We start from the raw sequence: 20,255 nt of genomic DNA on the forward strand, positions 1-20,255 counted from the left end.
ACGCTGATGCCGGGGGGCACGCGCGAGCCCTGCGCCGGTGGCGCAGGCCGAACTCCGCGTTCGTGCACGCCCGAATAGCCAGATCCACCGCCGGGTACCCGGTACCCGTCCGGTCGATGTTGCTCCGGCCCACAACCCGCTGCTCCTGTGGCGGGCGTCGCAAACCCACCCCCGGCATTGGCCTCTCGCCCCATCGGTCGGCGAGGATCGCAGTATGCACACCCAGTCCGTCGAGTCCCCGCCCCGCCCACCGGCCGAGCGCGCCACCTCCCGCTGGGCCGGCGCACTGGCGCTGGGCTCGGTGCTACTGCTCGCGCTGGTCGCCGTGCGCTGGTACCCGCTGATGACCGTGGACGACGCCATCGCGGACACCACGCACCGCTGGGCGGTCGACGAAACCGGCGTCACGCACACGTTCCGCATCCTGACGGACTGGGTCTGGGATCCATGGACGATGCGGATCCTCACCTTCGCGGTCGCGCTCTGGCTGGTGTGGCGCAGAGCCGCGCGCTGGACGGCCATATGGCTGGTGACCACATGTCTGCTCGCCACATGTGTCCAGCAGTCCCTCAAGGCCCTGCTCGACCGCCCCCGCCCGGTCTGGACCGACCCGGTCGACTCCGCCCACTACGCCGCCTACCCCTCCGGCCACGCCATGACGGCCACGGTGGTCTGCGGTCTGCTGCTGTGGCTGCTGCACCGCCACGGCGCCGAACGCACCCTGTGGCGTACGGCTGTCGCGCTGGCCGTGATCTCCGTGGCCGGCGTCGGGATCACCCGGATCTGGCTGGGCGTCCACTGGACCACGGATGTCGTCGGCGGCTGGCTGCTGGGCGCGCTGGTCGTGGTGCTGGCGGTGCGGGTGCACGACCACTGGCAGGGCGGGGACAAGGGCGCGGCAACCGAGGTGAGAGACGTGCCGACGGGGGCGAGCACACCCCGGCGCCGATGACGGCGATCTTCCCGCGCGGCGGAACACCGCCCCGTAGGATCCACCCATGACGGCAGTTTTGTTCGATTTCTCCGGAACCCTCTTCCGTGTCGAGTCCACCGAGTCCTGGCTGAGCGGAGTGCTCGCCGAGGCCCGAGTGGAGCTCGCCGAGGCCGAGTTGGCCGAGGCGGCGCAGGCGTTGGAGGCGATGGGGGCATTGCCGGGCGGGAGCGGTCCCTCCTGGCTGCCCGAGGACGTCGCGAGCGTCTGGGGAGTGCGGGACAAGAGCGCGGAACTGCACCGGGCGGCCTACACCGGGCTCTCCCGGCACGTGCCGCTCCCCGACGACCGGTTGCACGACATGCTGTACGACCGCCACATGGCACCGGCCGCCTGGGTGCCGTATCCGGACACCGCAGAGGTGCTGGGGACGCTGCGGGAGCGCGGCATCGGTGTGGGCGTGGTCAGCAACATCGGCTGGGACATCCGCCCGGTGTTCCGGGAGCACGGCCTCGATCCGTACGTGGACACCTACGTGCTGTCGTACGAGCACGGCGTCCAGAAGCCCGACCCCCGCCTGTTCAGGACGGCCTGCGCGGCGCTCGACGCCGATCCGCGTGATGTCGTCATGGTCGGCGACGACCGCCGGGCCGACGGCGGTGCGGCGGCCCTGGGCTGTGCGGTGCACTTCGTGGATCATCTGCCGGCGGCCCAGCGCCCCGACGGGCTGCGGCCGGTGCTGGATCTGGAGCTGGTGAGCGCCGGAGCGCGGATCAACGGCATCGGCCCGCAGCGGAGCGACCGGCCGAACCAATCGGCCTGACAAGTAGCCTCCGGCGACCATCCCGGGGGGTCGGGTCCGCCCCGGACGATCCCCCGTGTCGCCCGGGGCAGACGGCAACCCCGGCCAGGCCGTATCGAGGCCGGGCCGGAAGCCCTGAGTATAGTTGGCTGGCAGCCAGTCAACGCAGGAGTTACAGCATGTCCCCGCGCAGCGCCTCGGTCAATGAAGAGTTGCGGCGGCGTTCCCGGGAGCGGCTTTTGCAGGCGGCGGTCGAGCTGGTGGGCGAGCGGGGCTTCGAGGCCACCACGCTCGGTGACATCGCGGACCGGGCGGGCTCGGCGCGCGGACTGGTGTCGTACTACTTCCCCGGCAAGCGCCAGCTGGTGCAGTCCGCCGTGCACCGGCTGATGCACGGCACGCTGGAGGAGGCGCTGGAGCGCGAACCGCGTACCGAGGACGGCCGGGAGCGGATGGCCCGGGCCATCGACGCGATCCTGGGCCTGGCCCGGGACCGGCCCGTGCTGATGCGCCAGCACATGGCCGGGATCCTCCAGGCGGAGGGCTTCGTGCAGTGCCCTGAGCAGCGGCGGCTGGCGGAACTGCTGCGGGACACCTGCGTACGGCACGGCTCCGCGGACGCCGACACCGACTATCCGATGCTGCGCGCCCTGCTCATGGGCGCGGTCTACGCGGCGCTGGTGCCCGGGGCGCCGATGCCGGTGCCGGTGCTGCGGGCCGAGTTGTTCAAGCGCTACCGGCTCGACTGGGAGCAGGGCGTCCCGCCGGACACGGAGGCCGTGCCCGGCGGGACGTGCGACTCGGATCTGTCGCGGTTCTTCGCGACCGGCTCCGCACCGGACTGCGCGGACGGTCAGTCGGATCGGTCCGGTCAGCCGGATCCGTCCGGTCAGTCGAAGTAGTCCGGTCAGTCGAAGTAGTCCGGCTGTGTCTGGACGTTGAGTTCGCGCAGGTGGACCCGGCCGGCCGGGGCTGTGCGCCGGTCGTTGAGCTTCAGGACGTCGAAGCCCCTCGCGTACTCGTTCGAGTAGATGTAGCCGTTGTAGTAGTACGCCGACCAGGAGCCGCCCGACTTGATGGTGTCCGTGGTGAGCGGACCCCGGTCGAAGTAGGCGATCTCCTTCGGCCGGTCCGAGTCGGTGAAGTCCCAGACGGAGACGCCGCCCTGGTACCAGGCCTGGACCATGATGTCCCTGCCCTTGACCGGGATCAGCGAGCCGTTGTGGGCGACGCAGTTCTCGGTGTCGGCCTGGTGGCGGGGGATCTTGAAGTAGCTGCGGAAGACCAGCTTGCGCTTGTCGCCCTTGCCGACGATGTCGTAGATGCCGTCGGCGCCGCGGTCCGGGCCGATCTGCGCGTTGCAGGTGGCCGCGCCGCCGCCGCCCAGTTCGTCGGTGAAGACGACCTTGTTCGCCTTCTGGTTGAAGGTCGCCGAATGCCAGAACGCGAAGTTCACGTCGTCCCGGACCTGGTCGATGACCTTCGGATGCTCCGGGTCCTCGATGGACAGCAGGATGCCGTCGCCCATGCAGGCGCCGGCGGCCAGGTCCTTCGAGGGCAGCACCGTGATGTCGTGGCAGCCGGTGGTCTTGCGGACGCCGCCGGGCGGGCCGGGGTTGCCGCCGCCGTCCGGGCCCTCACCGGGGAAGAGCACCGGGAAGTTCACCACCGCCGCCTTCTCGGGCGCCTGGCGCGGCACCTTGATCACGGAGATGCCGTCGTGCGGCGGCCGGCAGTCCGGGTAGGTGGCGTCCGGCGAGTACGAGGAGACGTAGACGTAGACGTTGCGGCGCTCGGGCACCAGCGTGTGGGTGTGCGAGCCGCAGGCGGTCTCGACGGCGGCGACGTACTTCGGGTTCGTCTTGTCGCTGATGTCGAAGACCTTCATGCCCTCCCACGAGGACTTCTCGGTCACGGGCTGGGTGGTGCTGTTGCAACTGCTGTCGCTGCGCGAGGAGTCGGTGGACAGGAACAGCAGGTCACCGGAGACGGATATGTCGTTCTGCGAGCCGGGGCACAGGACCTGTGCGACCGTCCTCGGCGCGGTCGGGTCGCTGATGTCGAAGATGCGGAAGCCGTCGTAGTTGCCCGCGAAGGCATAGCGGCCCTGGAAGGCGATGTCCGAATTGGTGCCCTGGAGCGCGTCCTTGGGGACGAAGGCCAGGTGCTTGATGTTGTCGGAGTGGACGATCTCGTTCTGGCCGGGTATCTCGCCGTCCGCCAGGGACCTGCGCACCTCGGCCCGGGTGCTCTCGGAGACCTCCTGCTCCGCGACGGGGCCGTCCCCCGGATCGGGGGTCGCGGCAGCAGGCTGCGCCGTGAGCAGTGCGGCCAGGAGCCCGGCAGCGGCGGTGGCAACTCCCAGGCGTCTGCGTCGTGTTCGGGGAATGCTGAACAGGATCACTGTTTCCTCCCTTGTGCCGTTCGCACTGGAGCGGTTCACGCACGCACGAGTATCGTCTCGGTCATGCACATATCAACAGGGGGCAATGAAGATGTAACGAAGACGCGAGGACGCCGCGCGTCCCGCGTCACGACCGAACCGACCGGACCGACCGGACCGAAGGCATCCACCACCCTGGCCGCCGTGGTCGCGCTGACCGCCGTGGCCGTGCTCGCGCTCGCCGGCTGCGACGACTCCGACGACTCCGACGCCAAGTCGCCCGCGCGGAGCGGGCCTTCGGTGATCGTGCCGGGCAAGCCCGGCGAGTCGAACCGGATGCTGTCCGCCGAGGAGGCCGCACGCGGGCGCGCCGAGGACGACTCCCCCAACCTGGCGGACGTCTCCTTCGCGCGCATGATGATCGCGCACCACACCCAGGCCCTGGAGATGACCGAACTCGCCCCGGACCGCGCCGAGTCGGCGAAACTCGACAAGCTCGCCGAGCGGATCGCCGCCGCGCAGGGACCGGAGATCGCCGCCATGAAGGGCTGGCTCAGGACTCACGGCAAGGCCGAGCGCAGCGACGGCCACGAGCACGCGACGATGCCGGGCATGGCGACCGAGGCACAGCTGGAGAAGTTGCGCGCGGCGCGGGGGAAGGCGTTCGACCAGCTCTTCCTCACCTTGATGATCACCCATCACGACGGGGCGATCACCATGGCCACGGACGTGAAGGGACAGGGCAACAACATCCGGATCGAGGAGATGGCGGACGAGGTGATCGCTCAGCAGACGAGCGAGATCACCCGGATGCGGGACATGCTCTGACGGCCTCGGCGGGTCCGCTGCCGAGACCGAGGTCAGCGGCGGGCGCGGCGCGGGGTCAGGAAGCCCGCGTCGCGCGCCTGACCGATGAGCCGGAGCGACCTGCGACGGCTGTGCCCCGTCGCGCTCATCACCGCGAGCACCGGGTCGACGCCCGCCTCCTGCGCCGCGCGGTACTTCTGCGCGACGAGCCGCTGCCCCTCGATGCCGCGCGGCCAGACCGACCGGGCCCGGCCCGCCTCGGCGCCCCCGCCGCCCTCGGCATCCGCGCCGTCCTCGACGTCCCCGCCGTCCCGTCCGGTCCCGATCCCGCACGCCTCGGAGAGCGGGGCCTCGATCCAGTCGGCCAGCGCCGCCAGGTCGTCGAGGGAGAGCGCCGGCTCGGCCCGTACGTCCTCGATGGAGACGCTCCCCTTGGACAGCACGGCCAGGGCGTCGACCCGGGCGCCGTCACGGAACTCCAGCCGGACCCCGAACCACACAGTGGCGCCGCCACCGTCCCGCACTTTCCACGCGGGCCACACCGACACGGCGCCGTCTGTCGCGGGGCGAGCGGACAGATTAAGAAAGGATGCTTCCAGCACACACGCAACGTAACCGCATGATCACATTCCATACGAACGAACACGCGTCCCGTACGGCGCACTGCACCCTGTCAGCGGAGCGGCCGCGGTGCGATGCTGGAGTCGAGAGCGACTCCTGACGATCCCCGGACAAGGAGTTCCGCCGTGCTTCGTGTCGCCGTCGTCGGCTCCGGGCCGAGCGGGTGCTACACCGCCCAGAGCCTCGTACAGCTGGACCCGGACGTGGTCGTCGACGTCCTGGACCGGTTGCCGTGCCCGTACGGCCTGGTGCGCTACGGGGTGGCGCCGGACCACGAGAAGATCAAGTCCCTCCAGAACAACCTGCGCACGGTCCTGGAGCACGAGCGGGTGCGGTTCCTCGGCGGCGTCCGGATCGGCCCGGGCGCGGTGCCGGCCGCACGGCTGCGCGAGCTGTATCACGCGGTGGTGTACTGCGTCGGCGCCGCCACCGACCGGCACCTCGGGATTCCCGGCGAGGACCTGCCGGGCAGCTGGTCGGCAACGGAGTTCGTGTCCTGGTACAGCGCCCACCCGGACGCCCGTGACGACGGCTTCGTGGCCGGCGCGCGCTCGGCGGTGGTCATCGGCGTCGGGAACGTCGCGGTGGACGTCGCCCGGATGCTGGCCCGGGGCACCGCCGAACTGAGCCCGACGGACATGCCCCAGGGCGCGCTCACCGCCCTCGCCGCGAGCCGCGTCACCGACGTCGCCATGGTGGGCCGACGCGGCCCGTCGCAGGCCCGCTTCACCACCAAGGAGCTGCGGGAGCTGAGCACCCTGCCGGACACGGAAGTGGTCGTGGATCCACAGGAGTTGGCGCTGGATCCGGCCTACGCCGACCCCTCCGGGCTGCCCGCGCCGCAGCGCCGCAACGTGGAGGTGCTGCGCGGCTGGACCGAGGCCCCGCCGCGGGAGGCCCACCACCGCATCGGCCTGCGCTTCTTCCTGCGCCCCGTCGAACTCCTCGCCGACGCGGGACGCGTGGGCGCGGTGCGCTTCGAGCGGACGGCGCCCGACGGGCAGGGCGGGGTGACGGGGACCGGCCACTACGAGGACATCGAGGCCCAGTTGGTGCTGCGTTCGGTGGGCTACCGCGGAGTCCCGCTGGAGGGGCTCCCCTTCGACACGGCGACCGGCACGGTGCCGCATCTCGCCGGGCGTGTGCTGCGCGAGGGTGCCGTCGCGCCGGGCGAATACGTCGCCGGGTGGATCAAGCGGGGGCCGACCGGAGTCATCGGCACCAACCGGCCGTGTGCGAAGGAGACGGTGACATCACTTCTGGAGGACGCCTCCGCGCTCGTACGACGAGAACTGCCCGAGGATCCGCTGACAGCGCTGCGTGCCGAGGGGGTCGAGCCGGTCGGGTGGACGGGTTGGTGCGCGATCGAACGTGCGGAGGCGGAGCTGGGCGCGTCACTGGGCAGGGGTGTGGTGAAGCTCCCCGACTGGCGGTCCCTGATGAGCGCCGCGCACGGCGACGCCCTGTAGGGGCGCGGGGACGAATGGGCCCCGGAGCAGGATACGAAGCGGCAACACCCTCGAAATCAACATTCTGTTCAAGGAGCCTACGGTCTCGCACATGAACGAAACCGCACCCGTGCACCCGGTCGACGAGGTTCCGCCCAAACGCCAGTTGGCCGCATTCGGCCTCCAGCACGTCCTCGCGATGTACGCGGGCGCGGTGGCCGTCCCCCTCATCGTCGGCGGCGCGATGAAACTCCCGCCCGCCGACCTGGCGTATCTGATCACCGCCGACCTGCTGGTCTGCGGCATCGCGACGCTGATCCAGTGCATCGGCTTCTGGCGCTTCGGCGTACGGCTGCCGATCATGCAGGGCTGCACGTTCGCCGCCGTGTCCCCGATGGTGCTCATCGGCACGACGGGCGGCGGGCTCCCCGCGATCTACGGCTCGGTGATCGTCGCGGGACTGGCGATCATGCTGCTGGCCCCGGTCTTCGGCAGGCTGCTGCGCTTCTTCCCGCCTCTCGTGACCGGCACGGTGATCCTGATCATCGGCCTGTCCCTGCTGCCGGTCGCGGGCAACTGGGCCGCGGGCGGCGCCGGTTCGGCGGACTTCGGGGAGCCGAAGAACCTCGCGCTGGCCGGCTTCGTCCTCGCGGTGGTGCTCGGTGTGCAGCGGTTCGCACCCGCGTTCCTCAGCCGGATCGCCGTACTGATCGGCATCGTGGTCGGACTCGCGGTGGCCGTGCCGTTCGGTTTCACCGACTTCGGCGGGGTCGGCGAGGCCGACTGGCTCGGGATCAGCACGCCGTTCCACTTCGGGGCGCCGACCTTCGAGTTCTCGGCGATCGCGTCGATGCTGGTGGTGGCGCTGGTGACGATGACCGAGACGACGGGTGACCTGATCGCGGTCGGCGAGATGACCGACCGCAAGGTCGAGCCGCGCTCCCTGGCGGACGGCCTGCGCGCCGACGGCCTGTCGACGGTGCTGGGCGGCGTCTTCAACACCTTCCCGTACACGGCGTACGCGCAGAACGTGGGCCTGGTCGGCATGACCCGTGTGCGCAGCCGCTGGGTGGTGGCGACTGCGGGCGGCATCCTCGTCCTGCTCGGGCTGCTGCCCAAGCTGGGCGCGGTGGTGGCGGCGATACCGGCGCCGGTGCTGGGCGGTGCGGGCCTGGTGATGTTCGGGACGGTCGCCGCGAGCGGCCTGCGGACCCTGGCCGGGGTGGACTTCAGGGGCAACCACAACCTGACGGTGGTGGCCGTCTCGGTGGCCATGGGCATGCTGCCGGTCGGTGTGCCGACGATCTACGAGAAGTTCCCCGACTGGTTCCAGACGGTGATGAACAGCGGCATCAGCGCCGGCTGCCTCACGGCGATCGCGCTGAACCTGCTCTTCAACCACCTGCCCGCGAGGGCCGGTTCAGGCACCGCCGAGACGGACGGCCTGCCGGGCGGCGGCGTCGAGAAGGGCGTCCAGGAGTCCCGGGAAGAGGTCGTCTAGGTCGTCCCTGCGCACGCCGTTCATCTTGGCCGTGCCCCGGTAGATCTGCCGGATCACCCCGCTCTCGCGCAGCACGCGGAAGTGGTGCGTGGTGGTGGACTTGGTGACCGGCAGGTCGAAGTGCGAACAGGAGAGCTCGTCGCCGACGGTGGCGAGCTCTCGCACGATGTGCAGCCGCAGCGGGTCGGACAGCGCGTGCAGCACACCTTCGAGACGGATCTCCTCGCGCGCCGGGTGCGGGAGGTCTCGGCTGCTGACAGCGGGGCTGGTCACGGCGGCTCCACTTCGTCGGGTGTCCCGGGTCGGCTCACCCTCGCCGACGGTTCCTCCATTGTACGAGATCTCTCGTAGTTTGACACCTCCCGTACTACGATGCCTATCGTACGAGTCGACGACTGGTCCCCGCGACGAATGGAGTCCGCCGTGAGCGCGCTCTTCCAGCCCTACGCCCTGCGCGATCTGACGATCCCGAACCGGGTGTGGATGCCCCCGATGTGCCAGTACTCGGCCGCACCGCAGGGCCCCGACATAGGCGCCCCCAACGACTGGCACTTCGCGCACTACGCGGCCCGCGCGGCCGGCGGCACGGGGCTGATCATCGTCGAGGCCACCGGCGTCAGCCCCGAGGGCCGGATCTCCCCGTGGGACCTGGGCATCTGGAACGACACCCAGGTCGAGGCGTTCCGCCGGATCACGCGCTTCCTGGTGTCGCAGGGCACCGTGCCGGCGATCCAGCTGGCTCACGCCGGCCGCAAGGCGTCGACCGACCAGCCCTGGAACGGCGGTGCGCCGGTCTGGCCGGACTCCTACGGCTGGCAGCCGGTGGCGCCGAGCGCGATCCCGTTCGCCGACGGGCACCCGGTGCCGACCGAGCTGACGGTCGCCGAGATCCAGGAGGTCGTGGGCCAGTTCGCGGACGCCGCGCGCCGCGCCCTCGCCGCCGGGTTCGAGATCGCCGAGATCCACGGCGCCCACGGCTATCTGATCAACGAGTTCCTCTCCCCGCACTCCAACCACCGCACCGACGAGTACGGCGGCTCGTACGAGAACCGCACCCGTTTCGCCCTCCAGGTCGTGGACGCCGTGCGCGCGGTGTGGCCGGACGACAAGCCGCTGTTCTTCCGCATCTCGGCGACGGACTGGCTGGAGGAGGGCGGCTGGACCGCCGACGACACCGTCCGCTTCGCCGCCGATCTGAAGGCCCACGGCATCGACCTGCTGGACGTCTCGACCGGCGGCAACGCCTCCGGCGCCCGCATCCCGGTCGGCCCCGGCTACCAGGTGCCGTTCGCGGCGCGCGTGAAGGCGGAGACCTCGCTGCCGGTCGCCGCCGTGGGCCTGATCACCGACGCCGAACAGGCCGAGAAGATCGTCGCGAACAGCGAGGCGGACGCCGTCCTCCTCGGCCGCGAACTCCTGCGCAACCCCTCGTGGGCCCGGCACGCTGCTCGGGAGCTGGGCGGGGACGCGCATGTGCCGGACCAGTACCACCGGTCCGTCTGATCGCCGACTCGCAGGTGGGGGGACCTGACTCGTCGTACGGCCGCTGATCGTTCGCGACGAGTCGGGTCACCCCTGGTCACCGGATGCCGGGCGGCTCGATCAACCAGCCGTGCAGAACGTTCCATTGAGCGTGAAGGCACCCGGCGCGAGCCTCGCGCCGCAGGAGGCGTTGGTGGTGGCGGTCACCTTGCAGGCGCCCGGCTGGGGTTGAGGGGCACGGTCGCCGGTGCCGCCGTAGCGGGTGCGGGTCCAGCCGGACTGGGGTGTGTCCGTGGCGGCCGGGGTCCGGCTCACCCCCTGGACATTCGTCCACTGCTTGATCATCTCTCCGAAGTTGGGGTAGCGCAGGACGTCGCCCTCGGTGCCGTGCCACAGCTGCATGCGGGGCCGGGGGCCCAGGTAGCCGGGGTGGGCGGCGCGGGCGATGTCGCCCCACTGCTGCGCGGTGCGGGTGACCGCGCCCTGGGCGCAGGCGGTCCGGGACGTAGAGGTACATCCGCAGGTTGCCGGGGTTGGCGCCGAAGTCGGTGTCCTGGGTCAGCGTCACGCTGGGGACGACGTCGGCAGCCTCGGTGCGGGCGGCGGCCGAGGGGGCGGCGACGAGCATGCGAGGGCATCGACACACCCATCACGGAAGCGCTCCCACACCGGCATCCAGAGAGCCCTTGCTCCCCACCAGGACTGACTGAATTCTTCCGCGCAAAGCGTTGACCAGAAAGCGCTTACCCCATACGTTCCGTTCAGCAGTGTGACCGAGCCGCTCGGCAGCACCCCCACATGGCCACCCTGCCCGCGCGCGGCGTTCTCCATGACGCACATCGTTCATGTACATGATCGAGTCGCTCCTCCCGAAGGGACGCACCCGCATGCGAACTCTCCCCCCACGTGCACGCCCGCAAAGAACCGCACTGGTGACGGCAGCCGTGGCCGCCCTCGCCACCGCGGCCGCCCTCGCCCTGCCGCAGCCCGCCGGGGCGGCCGAGACCACGCCGGTCGGATTCGGTGCGGGGACGACCGGCGGCGGCAGCTCCTCGGCGGTCACCGTCTCCACCGTGGACGCCTTCAAGGCGGCGGTGACGGGCGGCTCGGCCAAGGTGGTCCGGGTCAACGGCCTGATCCCGCTGAGCGGTCAGGTCGACGTCGGCTCCAACACGACGGTGCTGGGCGTGGGTTCGTCGTCCGGGATCACCGGCGGCGGACTCCGGCTGAAGAACGTCACCAACGTCGTCGTGCGCAACCTGAACATCAGCAAGCCGGTGGCACCGTCCGACGGCATCACGGTCCAGGCGTCGACGAAGGTGTGGATCGACCACAACTCCTTCTCGGCCGACCGCGATCACGACAAGGACTACTACGACGGTCTGCTGGACATCAATCACGGCTCGGACGACGTCACGGTGTCCTGGAACACCTTCAAGGACCACTTCAAGGGCTCGCTCGTCGGACACAGCGACAACAACGCGAGCGAGGACACCGGGCATCTGAAGGTGACGTACCACCACAACCTGTTCAGCAACGTCTACTCGCGCATCCCCAGCCTGCGCTTCGGCACCGGGCACTTCTACAACAACTACGTGACCGGCGCCGACACCGCCTGCCACTCGCGCATGGGCGCCCAGATGCTCGTGGAGAACAACGTCTTCCGCGACACCAAGATCGCCGTCACCACGAACCGCAGCAGCGACGTGGACGGTTACGCCAATCTGCGCGGCAACGATCTCGGCGGGGCCGCGACCGAGATCTCCCAGGCCGGCACCTTCACCACGCCGCCCTACAGCTACACCGCGGAGTCCGCGTCCAGCGTCGTCGCCTCGGTGACGGGCGGCGCGGGCGCCGGAAAGATCTGACCACCCCACCACCGGAAGAAGGCATCGGGACATGACTTCACCAGCAAAGCCCCGCGCCCGCCGGCGCGCGCTGACCGGCGGTCTGGCCGCACTCGGAATCTCGTCTGTCATGATCACGACACTCGGGGCACCGCCGGCGAGCGCCGCCACCTGGCCGACGGCCGCCGGCAGCCAGCCCGTGAGCTCGACCATCCAGGTGTCCGGCGTCCGCGACGGCGGCATGGTCCGCTACTACGGCAGCGGCGACCTGGCCGGCGACGGGCAGGAGGAGGGCCAGGACCCGATCTTCGAGCTCGCGGCCGGCGCGACCCTGAAGAACGTCATCATCGGCGCGCCCGGCGCCGACGGCATCCACTGCGAGGGCAACTGCACCCTGCAGAACGTGTGGTGGGAGGACGTCGGCGAGGACGCCGCCACCTTCCGCGGCGGCTCCACCTACACCGTGACCGGCGGCGGCGCGAAGAAGGCGGCCGACAAGGTCTTCCAGCACAACGGGCCCGGCACGCTGAACATCTCCAACTTCGCGGTCAGCGAGTTCAAGACGCTGTACCGCTCGTGCGGCGACTGCTCCACGCAGTACACGCGCAAGGTCAACCTCAGCAACATCGAGGTGACCGGCACGGGGTCCACGGCCCGTCTCGTCGGCATCAACGTCAACCGGGGCGACGTGGCGACGCTGCGCGGCATCACGATCCTCAACGACGCGAGCCGCAAGGTCGTCCCGTGCCAGAAATACAACAACAACACGGCTGTCGGGACGGGGCCGGACAGCACGAACTGCCTGTACTCCACCTCGGACATCACCTACAGGTAGCCCCGATCGGCAGGTAGTCCCCCCACGGTGAAGGCGGCCGTCCGAAGCATCCCCGCACGGCGCTTCGGGCGGCCGTCGCGTTACTCCGGGCGGGCACGGCACGTGCGCGTACCGGCCGCGGCTTCCCGTCCGTCACGCGCGCGTGGGCCCCTCGACCGGCTCCCTCGCCTCACGCGCGCGTACGTCCTGCGCCAACTCCCGCCGGTAGTCGTCGTACGCGGCGCGCAGTCGCGTGCCCGGCCAGTCGGCGGGCAGGAGTTCGGGGGGCAGCACCGGGTCGGCGAGCAGGTGCCGCACGACGGCCGCGAAGGCGGTGAAGCGGTCGGACGGCCGTCGCGCACGGGCGACATGGGCGAGCAGGGCGTGCCCCGTGCCGGCCCAGGCGTCCAGCGGCCACAGGCTCACGGTGAGCTCCTGTGCGGGGCGGTCGGGGCGGGCCGTGTAGTGCTGGGCCACCTGGTCGAGGCCGGCCGGCAGGGGGCGGAGCAGGTTGGCCGGTCGCAGCCAGACGCCCTCGCGCAGTTCGGCGAGCCGCAGGCGGGTCAGCTCGGTGCGCAGTTCCGCACGTTCGGCGGCGCCCCGACCCGTGGCCGTGACCACGACCATCTCCCAGTCGCCGGCCCACTGCCGGGTCCCGGGGTGGACGGCGTCGTCCTGACGTCGCTGGCGTGCCAGCAGCCGGTCGCTGAGGCCGTACACCGTGTCCGCGCGGCGCAGATCGCCGGCCGCCACCATCCGGCTGAGCGCGGCCCGCAGGGTGGACCCCGCGATCCCGAACGGCTCCACGCTGTTCACCAGGTCCTTCACCGGCAGCTCGGGCGGATGCAGTCCCAGCAGCAGGCTGAGCACGACCGACCGGGCGGACAGCGGGCGCAGCTCCACCTCGTCGGCCTGCGGTGACGCGTTGTTCGGCATGGCCAGGTACCTTACGTGGAAACTCTGCGTATTACAGGATTGTTGCAACCGTAGCTATGGTGCAACACTGGCGGCATGGTCTCGATAGCCGCGCAGGAGCAGTCCGGGCAGTACGCCACGCACGACGTCACCAACCAGCCCCCTCCCCTGACGCCGTACGACGCGTCGGAGGACACGGCCCTGATCGAAGGGCTGCGCCGGGAGGGTGCCGGATGGGCCGAGGAGGACATCCGGCGGCTCGGCCTGCGGGCCGGGAGCGCGGAGGCGCAGGAGTGGGGTGAGCTGGCCAACCGGCACGAGCCGGAGTTGCGTACGCACGACCGGTACGGCCATCGCGTCGACGAGGTCGAGTTCCATCCGAGCTGGCATCACCTGATGCGGGTCGCCGTCGGCGAGGGCCTCGCTGCGGCGCCCTGGGCGGACGAGCGGCCCGGCGCGCATGTCGCCCGGACCGCGGGCGGACTGGTGTGGGGGCACACCGAGGCCGGGCACGGCTGTCCGACGTCGATGACGTACGCGGCGGTTCCCGTGCTGCGCCGGCAGCCCGAGCTCGCGAAGGTCTACGAACCCCTGCTGACCAGCCGGGAGTACGACCCCGGGCTGCGCGTGCCGACCGAGAAGCGGGGTCTGCTCGCGGGCATGGGGATGACCGAGAAGCAGGGCGGGTCGGATGTCCGTACGAACACGACCAGGGCCTGGCCGACCGCCGAGCCCGGCGTGTACACGCTGCGCGGGCACAAGTGGTTCACGTCGGCGCCCATGTGCGACGTCTTCCTGGTGCTGGCCCAGGCTCCCGGCGGACTGTCCTGCTTCCTCGTACCGCGCGTCCTGCCCGACGGCAGCCGCAACACCTTCCGCATCCAGCGTCTGAAGGACAAGCTGGGCAACCGCTCCAACGCCTCCTCCGAGCCGGAGTTCGACGGGACCGTCGCCTGGCTGGTCGGGCTCGAGGGACGCGGTGTGAAGACGATCATCGAGATGGTCAACTGCACCCGCCTCGACTGCGTGATGTCGTCGGCGGTGCTGATGCGCAAGACGCTCGTCGAGGCGGGGCACCATGTCCGCCACCGCAGCGCCTTCGGCGCCCGGCTGATCGACCAGCCCCTGATGCGCAACGTCCTCGCCGACCTGGCCCTGGAGTCCGAGGCGGCGACGACCCTCACGCTACGGCTGGCCGGCGCGGCAGACCGGGTGGTGCGCGGGGCCGACACGGACGGGACCGAGACGGCGTTCCGCCGGATCGCGACGGCCGTCGGCAAGTACTGGGTCACCAAGCGGGGCCCGGCCTTCACGGCGGAGGCCCTGGAGTGCCTGGGCGGCAACGGCTACGTCGAGGATTCGGGCATGCCCCGCCACTACCGCGAGGCTCCCCTGCTGTCGATCTGGGAGGGCTCGGGGAACGTCAACGCCCTCGACGTCCTGCGGGCGTTGGGCAAGGAGCAGGGCACCGCCGAGGCCCTCTTCGCCGAACTGGCCACGGCGCGCGGGGCGGACGCCCGGCTGGACGCGGCCGTCGTCCGTCTGAAGGACATGCTGGCCACGGGCTCCGAGGCGGGTGCCCGCCGCCTGGTCGAGCAGATGGCCCTGACCCTCCAGGCCTCCCTGCTGGTCCGGCACGCCCCCGCGGCGGTCGCCGACGCGTTCTGCGCGACCCGGCTCGCCGGCGAATGGGGGCACGCGTTCGGAACGCTGCCCGACACGGCCGACGTGGACGGGATTCTGGAGCGGGCGCTGCCGGGTCAGGGGTGAGATCCCCGGGGCGGGCGCTGCCGGGCAAGCTCTTCGAGCAGGGGGACCCCCGGACGGGCTGAAAATCCAGCCCCTCCGGCGTTTGAGGAGCGGGGTCTGGGGCGGAGCCCCAGAGGATGGGCCGGGTAGGGGCGGCGGGGCGAGGAAACCCGTGCTCAGCCATCACCCCCTGGTCCGCCCACCCCACAACGGACCGAACCGCGCCCATTCATGGCCCCATTGGTCGATGCGGCGGCTCTCCAGGCGGCTGCGGAGAGCCCGGCCCGCGACGAAGGGGACGCACGCGGCGCAGACGCCCGCGATGCCGCCGACCAGGGTGGCCCGGGTGCGCGCCTCGGAGGGCGTGGCGGGCCTGGTCACCAGGCGGCCCTGGGGATCGGTCCAGACGGTGACCGGTGTGCCGACACCGCTGCCGGGGTGGACCCGGGCCTGGCCGGTGTGCGAAGAACCGTCCCGGGCGCTCCAGCGCACCTTCGCCCAGACCTGGTCGCTGCTGGACGTACTGGAGCGCGACTCGGCCGTGCCCGGCGCCTGTTCGGTCAGCAGGGCCACCACGGGCCGCCATTCGACGCGCTCCCTGGCCATGCCCTGCTCCACCGTACGGGCCGTCGTCAGACCCGCGAGCACTCCGGCGAGGACGGTGAGCACCCAGGCGGCGAGCAGCACCCAGGCCTCCACCGCGTCGGCCCGGCGCTTGAGCGGATTGCGCCGCCAACGCCACAGCCACACCTGCGGACCACGGAACGCCATCGAAGGCTTCCTCCTCATGAGCGCACGAGCATCCGTACCGACCTCCCTCCCATACGGGAGACGGCGGGCGGATGCTCACGGCACCTGCGGGAGTCGACGGTGGCACGGGTCACGCGGCCCGGACGGCGTCTTCGTGAAAGGGGCCCGCGGCGCGTGGCGGCGAGCTATCATCGCCGCCCTGACCTGCGAAGTCTTCGTTTGCAGAGGTGACTGTCAGTGCCGGGGTGCAGACTGGCCGGTGTCTGAGACAAAGGCGTCGCGGAGGTGATCGGCATGACCGAGGTATTGCTCGCCGTGGGGACCCGTAAGGGCCTGTTCATCGGGCGCAGGCGAGGTGGCACCTGGGAGTTCGACGAGAGTCCCTACTTCAACGCCCAGGCCGTGTACTCGGTCGCCATCGACACCCGGGGCGAGCGCCCGCGGCTGCTGGCCGGCGGCGACAGCGCGCACTGGGGCCCGTCGGTGTTCCACTCCGACGACCTGGGCCGCACCTGGACCGAACCGGCCCAGCCGGCCGTCAAGTTCCCCAAGGACACGGAAGCCTCCCTGGAGCGGGTGTGGCAGCTGCACCCGGCGGCCGCGGAGCCGGACGTGGTGTACGCGGGCACGGAACCGGCTGCGCTGTACCGCTCGGCGGACCGCGGCGAGACCTTCGACCTCGTCCGCCCGCTGTGGGAGCACCCGACCCGGTCCAAGTGGGTGCCGGGCGGCGGCGGTGAGGGCCTGCACACGGTGATCACCGACAAGCGCGACCCGAAGGCCGTGACGGTCGCCGTCTCGACCGCCGGAGTGTTCAGGACGGCCGACGGGGGCGCTAGCTGGGCGCCGTCCAACTCGGGTGTCTCCGCGGTGTTCCTGCCGGATCCGAACCCGGAGTTCGGCCAGTGCGTGCACAAGATCGCGCAGGACTCGGCCGACGCCGACCGGCTGTATCTCCAGAACCACTGGGGCGTGTACCGCAGCGACGACGCGGGCGCGCACTGGACCGACATCGGCGAGGGCCTGCCGTCCACGTTCGGCTTCGCGGCGGCCGCCCACCCGCACCGTGGCGAGACGGCGTATGTCTTCCCGATCAACGCCGACTCCGACCGCGTCCCGGCCGACCGCCGCTGTCGCGTCTTCCGTACGGCGGACGCGGGCAAGAGCTGGGAGCCACTGTCGACGGGGCTGCCTGCGGGGGACCACTACGGCACGGTGCTGCGCGACGCGATGTGCACGGACGACGCGGACCCGGCGGGCGTGTACTTCGGCAATCGCAACGGCGAGGTGTTCGGGTCGGCCGACGACGGCGACAGCTGGCAGCAGTTGGCGTCGCACCTGCCGGACGTGCTGTGCGTCAGGGCCGCGGTGGTCGCATGAGCCATCAGGGCTTAGGGGCGGGCCTTGGCCACTGGTTGATCACCGCTGCCCGTACGGCAGTAGGGTGACGCCCGTGGCACCACGACCCTTGCATGAAATCGTCGAAGCGGGCTGGGCGAAAGCTCTGGAACCCGTTGCCGATCGGATCGCCGCGATGGGCGACTTCCTGCGCGCGGAGATCGCCGCGGGACGCACCTATCTGCCGGCCGGACCGAATGTCCTACGGGCCTTTCAACAGCCCTTCGACGAGGTGCGGGTCCTGATCGTCGGACAGGACCCGTACCCGACCCCGGGCCATGCCGTGGGGCTTTCCTTCTCGGTGGCGCCCGAGGTGCGTCCGCTGCCCGGCAGCCTCATCAACATCTACCGGGAGCTGAACACCGACCTGGGGCTGGCGCAGCCGTCCAACGGCGATCTGACGCACTGGACCCAGCAGGGCGTGCTGCTGCTCAACAGGGCGCTCACCACGGCTCCGCGCAAGCCCGGCGCCCATCGCGGTCAGGGCTGGGAAGAGGTCACCGAGCAGGCCATTCGCGCACTCGCCGCACGCGGCAAGCCGCTGGTCTCCGTCCTGTGGGGCCGCGACGCCCGCAACCTCCGCCCGCTCCTCGGCAACCTCCCCTCGGTGGAGTCCGCCCACCCCTCCCCCATGTCCGCCGACCGCGGCTTCTTCGGCTCCCGCCCGTTCAGCCGCGCCAACGACCTCCTGATCGGCCAAGGAGGCCAGCCGGTGGACTGGCGCCTGCCGTGACCGGCCCCGCCGGTTTCATCGCGGTGGACTCCGGCGGCTCCGGCATGCGGGTCGTCGTCGGCGTCGTCGGCCGTGGTGTTCCGGTGTGTCGGGAGTCCCGCGAGCCGGTGCGGACCGGGGAGCGGGGCATCGATGCCGGGCACTTCATGGAGCAGCTCGTGCCCATGGTGCGAGGGGCGCTGGCCGAGGCGGGGGGCGCCGTACCGCGTGCGGTCGCCGTCGGGGCGGCCGGGTTCGCCAGCCTGGGAGAGGGGCTGCGTGCCGAACTGCCGGGCGCGTTGGAGCGCGAGTTCGGCGTCCGGCGGGTCGCCCTGGTCGCCGATGCCGTCACCGCGTATGTGGGCGCCCTCGGTCCGCGGCCGGGTGCGGTCGTGGCGGCGGGCACGGGGCTGATCGCGATCGGCACCGACCTGACGCACTGGCGTCGTGCGGACGGCTGGGGGCATCTTCTCGGCGACTGCGGCGGCGGTGCCTGGATCGGACGTGCCGGGCTGGAGGCGGCGCTGCGCGCACACGACGGACGGCCCGACGGATCGACGGAGTTGCTGGCTCGCGCCCAGGAAGTGTTCGGCCCGGTGCGGGGGTTGCCCGGCAGGCTCTACCCACGCCCGGACCGCCCCGCCGTCCTCGCCTCCTTCGCTCCCGAGGTAGCCGCCTGCGCCGCCGGCGACCCCGTCGCCGCGGACATCCTGCGGGCAGCCGCACGGCACATGGCGGACTCGGCGGCCGCCGTCTGCCCCACCACCGGTGACCCCCAAGTCGCCGTCACCGGTGGCCTGTTGAACATGGGCGCGCCTCTTGTCGTACCTTTGGAAGAGGAGTTGTCGAAGCGTCTGCCGCACGCGCGGCGGGTGCCGGCCGGCGGGGATCCGTTGCAGGGCGCGGTGCGTATCGCGACCGACCTGGCGACGGGCGAGCTGGCTCTGCCGAGTGACGAGGCGATGCTCTGCGTGGTGACCGACAAGGGGGACTGATCCCACTACGCCGCCCACTTCCACACCGTAGGTAACTCAATCAGACAAAAGCGGACGGATACCGCTCACCTGCACCCTCCCCGAACAGGGGAGCCCAAGAAGCCAGTAACATGCGTCGCCATGAGCTCCCCCACTGGGCCCGCGTCCGGCCTGCCAGTACGAATGCCGCGACCTCGTCAGCCCGGGCGGCACCGCCGACCCGAGCCCCTGGCGGCTCCCGAGGGTGCGCCCTCACTCGTCCTCGCGGTGCCGGGCACGCCGAGCGCCGCCACCCGCGGTCTCGCCGAGGAGGTCGTGAGCATCGCCCGCTCCGAGCTCCCGGGTCTCGACGCCCGGATCGGGTACGTCGACGGCGACGACGGGGAGTTCCCCACGCTCCAGTCGGTGCTCGTGCACGCGGCCGAGGAGCGCACCGCCCGCTATGAGCAGGCGATCGCTGCTGGTGTGGAGGCCAAGGAGCCGGAAGGCCCCGTCGCCGTCGTCGTGCCGCTGCTCGCCGGCCCGGACGGCGCGCTGCTGCGCGTCATCCGCCAGGCCGTGATGGACAGCCGTGTCGCGGCCGACCTGACGGATGTGCTCGGCCCGCACCCGCTGCTCGCCGAGGCACTGCACGTGCGCCTGTCGGAGGCCGGTCTGGCCCGCGCCGACCGCGCCCGTCTGTTCACCGTGGCCACGGCCGCGGACGGCATCATCCTGGCGTCCGTGGGCGGCGAGGAGGCCGTGCAGGCGGCCGGGATCACCGGCATGCTGCTCGCCGCGCGCCTGGCCGTGCCGGTGATGGCGGCGGCTCTGGACCAGGAGGGCTCGATCACGGCCGTCGCCGAGCAGCTGCGGTCCTCGGGCTCGCAGCAGCTGGCGCTGGCGCCGTACCTGATAGGGCCGGAGATCGACCCGAGCCTGATCGCGGAGGCCGCGCACGAGGCGGGCTGCTCCGCCGCCGAGGCGCTCGGCGCGTACCCGGCGATCGGCAAGCTCGCCCTGTCGAAGTACACGACGGCGCTGGGCATCGCCCCGCCGCAGCCGCAGGGCACGCCGGTCCGCTGACGCCCACGTCACAGCCGTAACGCCGAAGGGCCCGCTCCCCAGCCGGGGAGCGGGCC

19 protein-coding genes and 1 pseudogene are annotated in these 20,255 nt (G+C 71.4%); 14 read left to right on the plus strand and 6 right to left on the minus strand.

The features are described from left to right. The first annotated feature begins 214 nt into the window (after positions 1-214). From OG254_RS06200 to OG254_RS06210, 3 genes are all read left to right on the plus strand, one after another. The gene (locus OG254_RS06200) at positions 215-952 is read left to right on the plus strand and encodes a phosphatase PAP2 family protein (protein ID WP_405578060.1); all 738 of its coding nucleotides are present in this window, start codon (positions 215-217) and stop codon (positions 950-952) included. A 46-nt stretch (positions 953-998) separates the two neighbouring features. After that, positions 999-1,754 (plus strand): HAD family hydrolase, encoded by a 756-nt coding sequence (locus OG254_RS06205; protein WP_405578063.1) that lies wholly within the window; start codon positions 999-1,001, stop codon positions 1,752-1,754. A gap of 158 nt (positions 1,755-1,912) precedes the next feature. Then, on the plus strand, positions 1,913-2,635 hold the full coding sequence (locus tag OG254_RS06210) for a TetR/AcrR family transcriptional regulator (protein WP_405578065.1): 723 nt from the start codon (positions 1,913-1,915) through the stop codon (positions 2,633-2,635). A 5-nt stretch (positions 2,636-2,640) separates the two neighbouring features. Here OG254_RS06210 and OG254_RS06215 read toward each other — a convergent pair whose 3' ends face one another. After that, complete coding sequence (locus tag OG254_RS06215; protein ID WP_405578067.1) at positions 2,641-4,137, minus strand: LVIVD repeat-containing protein; 1,497 nt, start codon at positions 4,135-4,137, stop codon at positions 2,641-2,643. Positions 4,138-4,320: 183 nt separating this feature from the next. Here OG254_RS06215 and OG254_RS06220 point away from each other — a divergent pair, with 183 nt between their 5' ends. Beyond that, complete coding sequence (locus OG254_RS06220; protein WP_405578069.1) at positions 4,321-4,944, plus strand: DUF305 domain-containing protein; 624 nt, start codon at positions 4,321-4,323, stop codon at positions 4,942-4,944. A 32-nt stretch (positions 4,945-4,976) separates the two neighbouring features. On the opposite strand, the gene OG254_RS06225 is transcribed toward OG254_RS06220, so the two are convergent. Next, complete coding sequence (locus tag OG254_RS06225; RefSeq protein WP_405578071.1) at positions 4,977-5,471, minus strand: DUF6214 family protein; 495 nt, start codon at positions 5,469-5,471, stop codon at positions 4,977-4,979. Positions 5,472-5,669: 198 nt separating this feature from the next. Between OG254_RS06225 and OG254_RS06230 the strand changes: the two genes are divergently transcribed. Together OG254_RS06230 and OG254_RS06235 are read left to right on the plus strand one after the other, a co-directional pair. Next, a complete protein-coding gene (locus tag OG254_RS06230) occupies positions 5,670-7,013 on the plus strand; it encodes an FAD-dependent oxidoreductase (protein WP_405578073.1) in 1,344 nt (447 codons plus the stop codon). 91 nt (positions 7,014-7,104) lie between these two features. Then, complete coding sequence (locus tag OG254_RS06235) at positions 7,105-8,493, plus strand: nucleobase:cation symporter-2 family protein (protein ID WP_405578075.1); 1,389 nt, start codon at positions 7,105-7,107, stop codon at positions 8,491-8,493. Here OG254_RS06235 and OG254_RS06240 read toward each other — a convergent pair. Further along, complete coding sequence (locus tag OG254_RS06240; protein WP_405578077.1) at positions 8,413-8,766, minus strand: ArsR/SmtB family transcription factor; 354 nt, start codon at positions 8,764-8,766, stop codon at positions 8,413-8,415. The two genes, OG254_RS06235 and OG254_RS06240, sit on opposite strands and share 81 nt — an antisense overlap. Before the next feature lie 150 nt (positions 8,767-8,916). On the opposite strand from OG254_RS06240, the gene OG254_RS06245 reads away from it, so the two are divergent. After that, positions 8,917-9,996 (plus strand): NADH:flavin oxidoreductase/NADH oxidase, encoded by a 1,080-nt coding sequence (locus tag OG254_RS06245; protein WP_405578079.1) that lies wholly within the window; start codon positions 8,917-8,919, stop codon positions 9,994-9,996. 102 nt (positions 9,997-10,098) lie between these two features. Here OG254_RS06245 and OG254_RS06250 read toward each other — a convergent pair. Continuing rightward, positions 10,099-10,494, minus strand: a pseudogene (locus OG254_RS06250) (esterase); the annotation flags it as partial. A 368-nt stretch (positions 10,495-10,862) separates the two neighbouring features. On the opposite strand from OG254_RS06250, the gene OG254_RS06255 reads away from it, so the two are divergent. Both OG254_RS06255 and OG254_RS06260 read left to right on the plus strand, forming a co-directional pair. Beyond that, positions 10,863-11,843, plus strand: coding sequence for a polysaccharide lyase family 1 protein (locus tag OG254_RS06255; protein ID WP_405578081.1), 981 nt, complete (start codon positions 10,863-10,865; stop codon positions 11,841-11,843). Between the two features lie 31 nt (positions 11,844-11,874). Beyond that, positions 11,875-12,657 carry a pectate lyase gene (locus OG254_RS06260; RefSeq protein ID WP_405578083.1) on the plus strand — a complete coding sequence of 261 codons (783 nt, stop codon included), beginning with the start codon at positions 11,875-11,877 and terminating at the stop codon, positions 12,655-12,657. Positions 12,658-12,789: 132 nt separating this feature from the next. Here the strand turns inward: OG254_RS06260 and OG254_RS06265 are convergent, their stop codons facing one another. Further along, positions 12,790-13,572, minus strand: coding sequence for a PaaX family transcriptional regulator C-terminal domain-containing protein (locus OG254_RS06265; protein ID WP_405578086.1), 783 nt, complete (start codon positions 13,570-13,572; stop codon positions 12,790-12,792). Positions 13,573-13,647: 75 nt separating this feature from the next. Here OG254_RS06265 and OG254_RS06270 point away from each other — a divergent pair, with 75 nt between their 5' ends. Then, positions 13,648-15,321, plus strand: coding sequence for a DNA alkylation response protein (locus tag OG254_RS06270; protein WP_405578089.1), 1,674 nt, complete (start codon positions 13,648-13,650; stop codon positions 15,319-15,321). 162 nt (positions 15,322-15,483) lie between these two features. Here the strand turns inward: OG254_RS06270 and OG254_RS06275 are convergent, their stop codons facing one another. Further along, positions 15,484-16,071 (minus strand): hypothetical protein, encoded by a 588-nt coding sequence (locus OG254_RS06275; protein WP_405578092.1) that lies wholly within the window; start codon positions 16,069-16,071, stop codon positions 15,484-15,486. 273 nt (positions 16,072-16,344) lie between these two features. Between OG254_RS06275 and OG254_RS06280 the strand changes: the two genes are divergently transcribed. From OG254_RS06280 to OG254_RS06295, 4 genes are all read left to right on the plus strand, one after another. Then, positions 16,345-17,430, plus strand: a complete 1,086-nt coding sequence (locus OG254_RS06280) for a WD40/YVTN/BNR-like repeat-containing protein (RefSeq protein WP_405578095.1) — start codon at positions 16,345-16,347, stop codon at positions 17,428-17,430. Positions 17,431-17,503: 73 nt separating this feature from the next. Further along, positions 17,504-18,181 (plus strand): uracil-DNA glycosylase, encoded by a 678-nt coding sequence (locus OG254_RS06285; RefSeq protein ID WP_405578098.1) that lies wholly within the window; start codon positions 17,504-17,506, stop codon positions 18,179-18,181. Next, the gene (locus tag OG254_RS06290; RefSeq protein WP_405578101.1) at positions 18,178-19,155 is read left to right on the plus strand and encodes an N-acetylglucosamine kinase; all 978 of its coding nucleotides are present in this window, start codon (positions 18,178-18,180) and stop codon (positions 19,153-19,155) included. Before OG254_RS06285 ends, OG254_RS06290 begins: the two co-directional genes overlap by 4 nt. A gap of 120 nt (positions 19,156-19,275) precedes the next feature. Beyond that, positions 19,276-20,199, plus strand: coding sequence for a sirohydrochlorin chelatase (locus OG254_RS06295; protein WP_405578103.1), 924 nt, complete (start codon positions 19,276-19,278; stop codon positions 20,197-20,199). The last annotated feature ends 56 nt before the right edge of the window (positions 20,200-20,255 follow it).

Origin of the sequence: Streptomyces sp. NBC_01092, from assembly GCF_045039535.1 — a bacterium.
Lineage (GTDB): Bacteria > Actinomycetota > Actinomycetes > Streptomycetales > Streptomycetaceae > Streptomyces.

Coding starts and splice junctions, on each gene's coding strand:
- OG254_RS06210 (WP_405578065.1), top strand. CDS start 1,913: ATGTCCCCGCGCAGCGCCTCGGTCAATGAAGAGTTGCGGCGGCGTTCC.
- OG254_RS06265 (WP_405578086.1), bottom strand. CDS start 13,572: ATGCCGAACAACGCGTCACCGCAGGCCGACGAGGTGGAGCTGCGCCCG.
- OG254_RS06275 (WP_405578092.1), bottom strand. CDS start 16,071: ATGGCGTTCCGTGGTCCGCAGGTGTGGCTGTGGCGTTGGCGGCGCAAT.
- OG254_RS06295 (WP_405578103.1), top strand. CDS start 19,276: ATGAGCTCCCCCACTGGGCCCGCGTCCGGCCTGCCAGTACGAATGCCG.
- OG254_RS06260 (WP_405578083.1), top strand. CDS start 11,875: ATGACTTCACCAGCAAAGCCCCGCGCCCGCCGGCGCGCGCTGACCGGC.
- OG254_RS06235 (WP_405578075.1), top strand. CDS start 7,105: ATGAACGAAACCGCACCCGTGCACCCGGTCGACGAGGTTCCGCCCAAA.
- OG254_RS06255 (WP_405578081.1), top strand. CDS start 10,863: ATGCGAACTCTCCCCCCACGTGCACGCCCGCAAAGAACCGCACTGGTG.
- OG254_RS06280 (WP_405578095.1), top strand. CDS start 16,345: ATGACCGAGGTATTGCTCGCCGTGGGGACCCGTAAGGGCCTGTTCATC.
- OG254_RS06270 (WP_405578089.1), top strand. CDS start 13,648: ATGGTCTCGATAGCCGCGCAGGAGCAGTCCGGGCAGTACGCCACGCAC.
- OG254_RS06205 (WP_405578063.1), top strand. CDS start 999: ATGACGGCAGTTTTGTTCGATTTCTCCGGAACCCTCTTCCGTGTCGAG.
- OG254_RS06200 (WP_405578060.1), top strand. CDS start 215: ATGCACACCCAGTCCGTCGAGTCCCCGCCCCGCCCACCGGCCGAGCGC.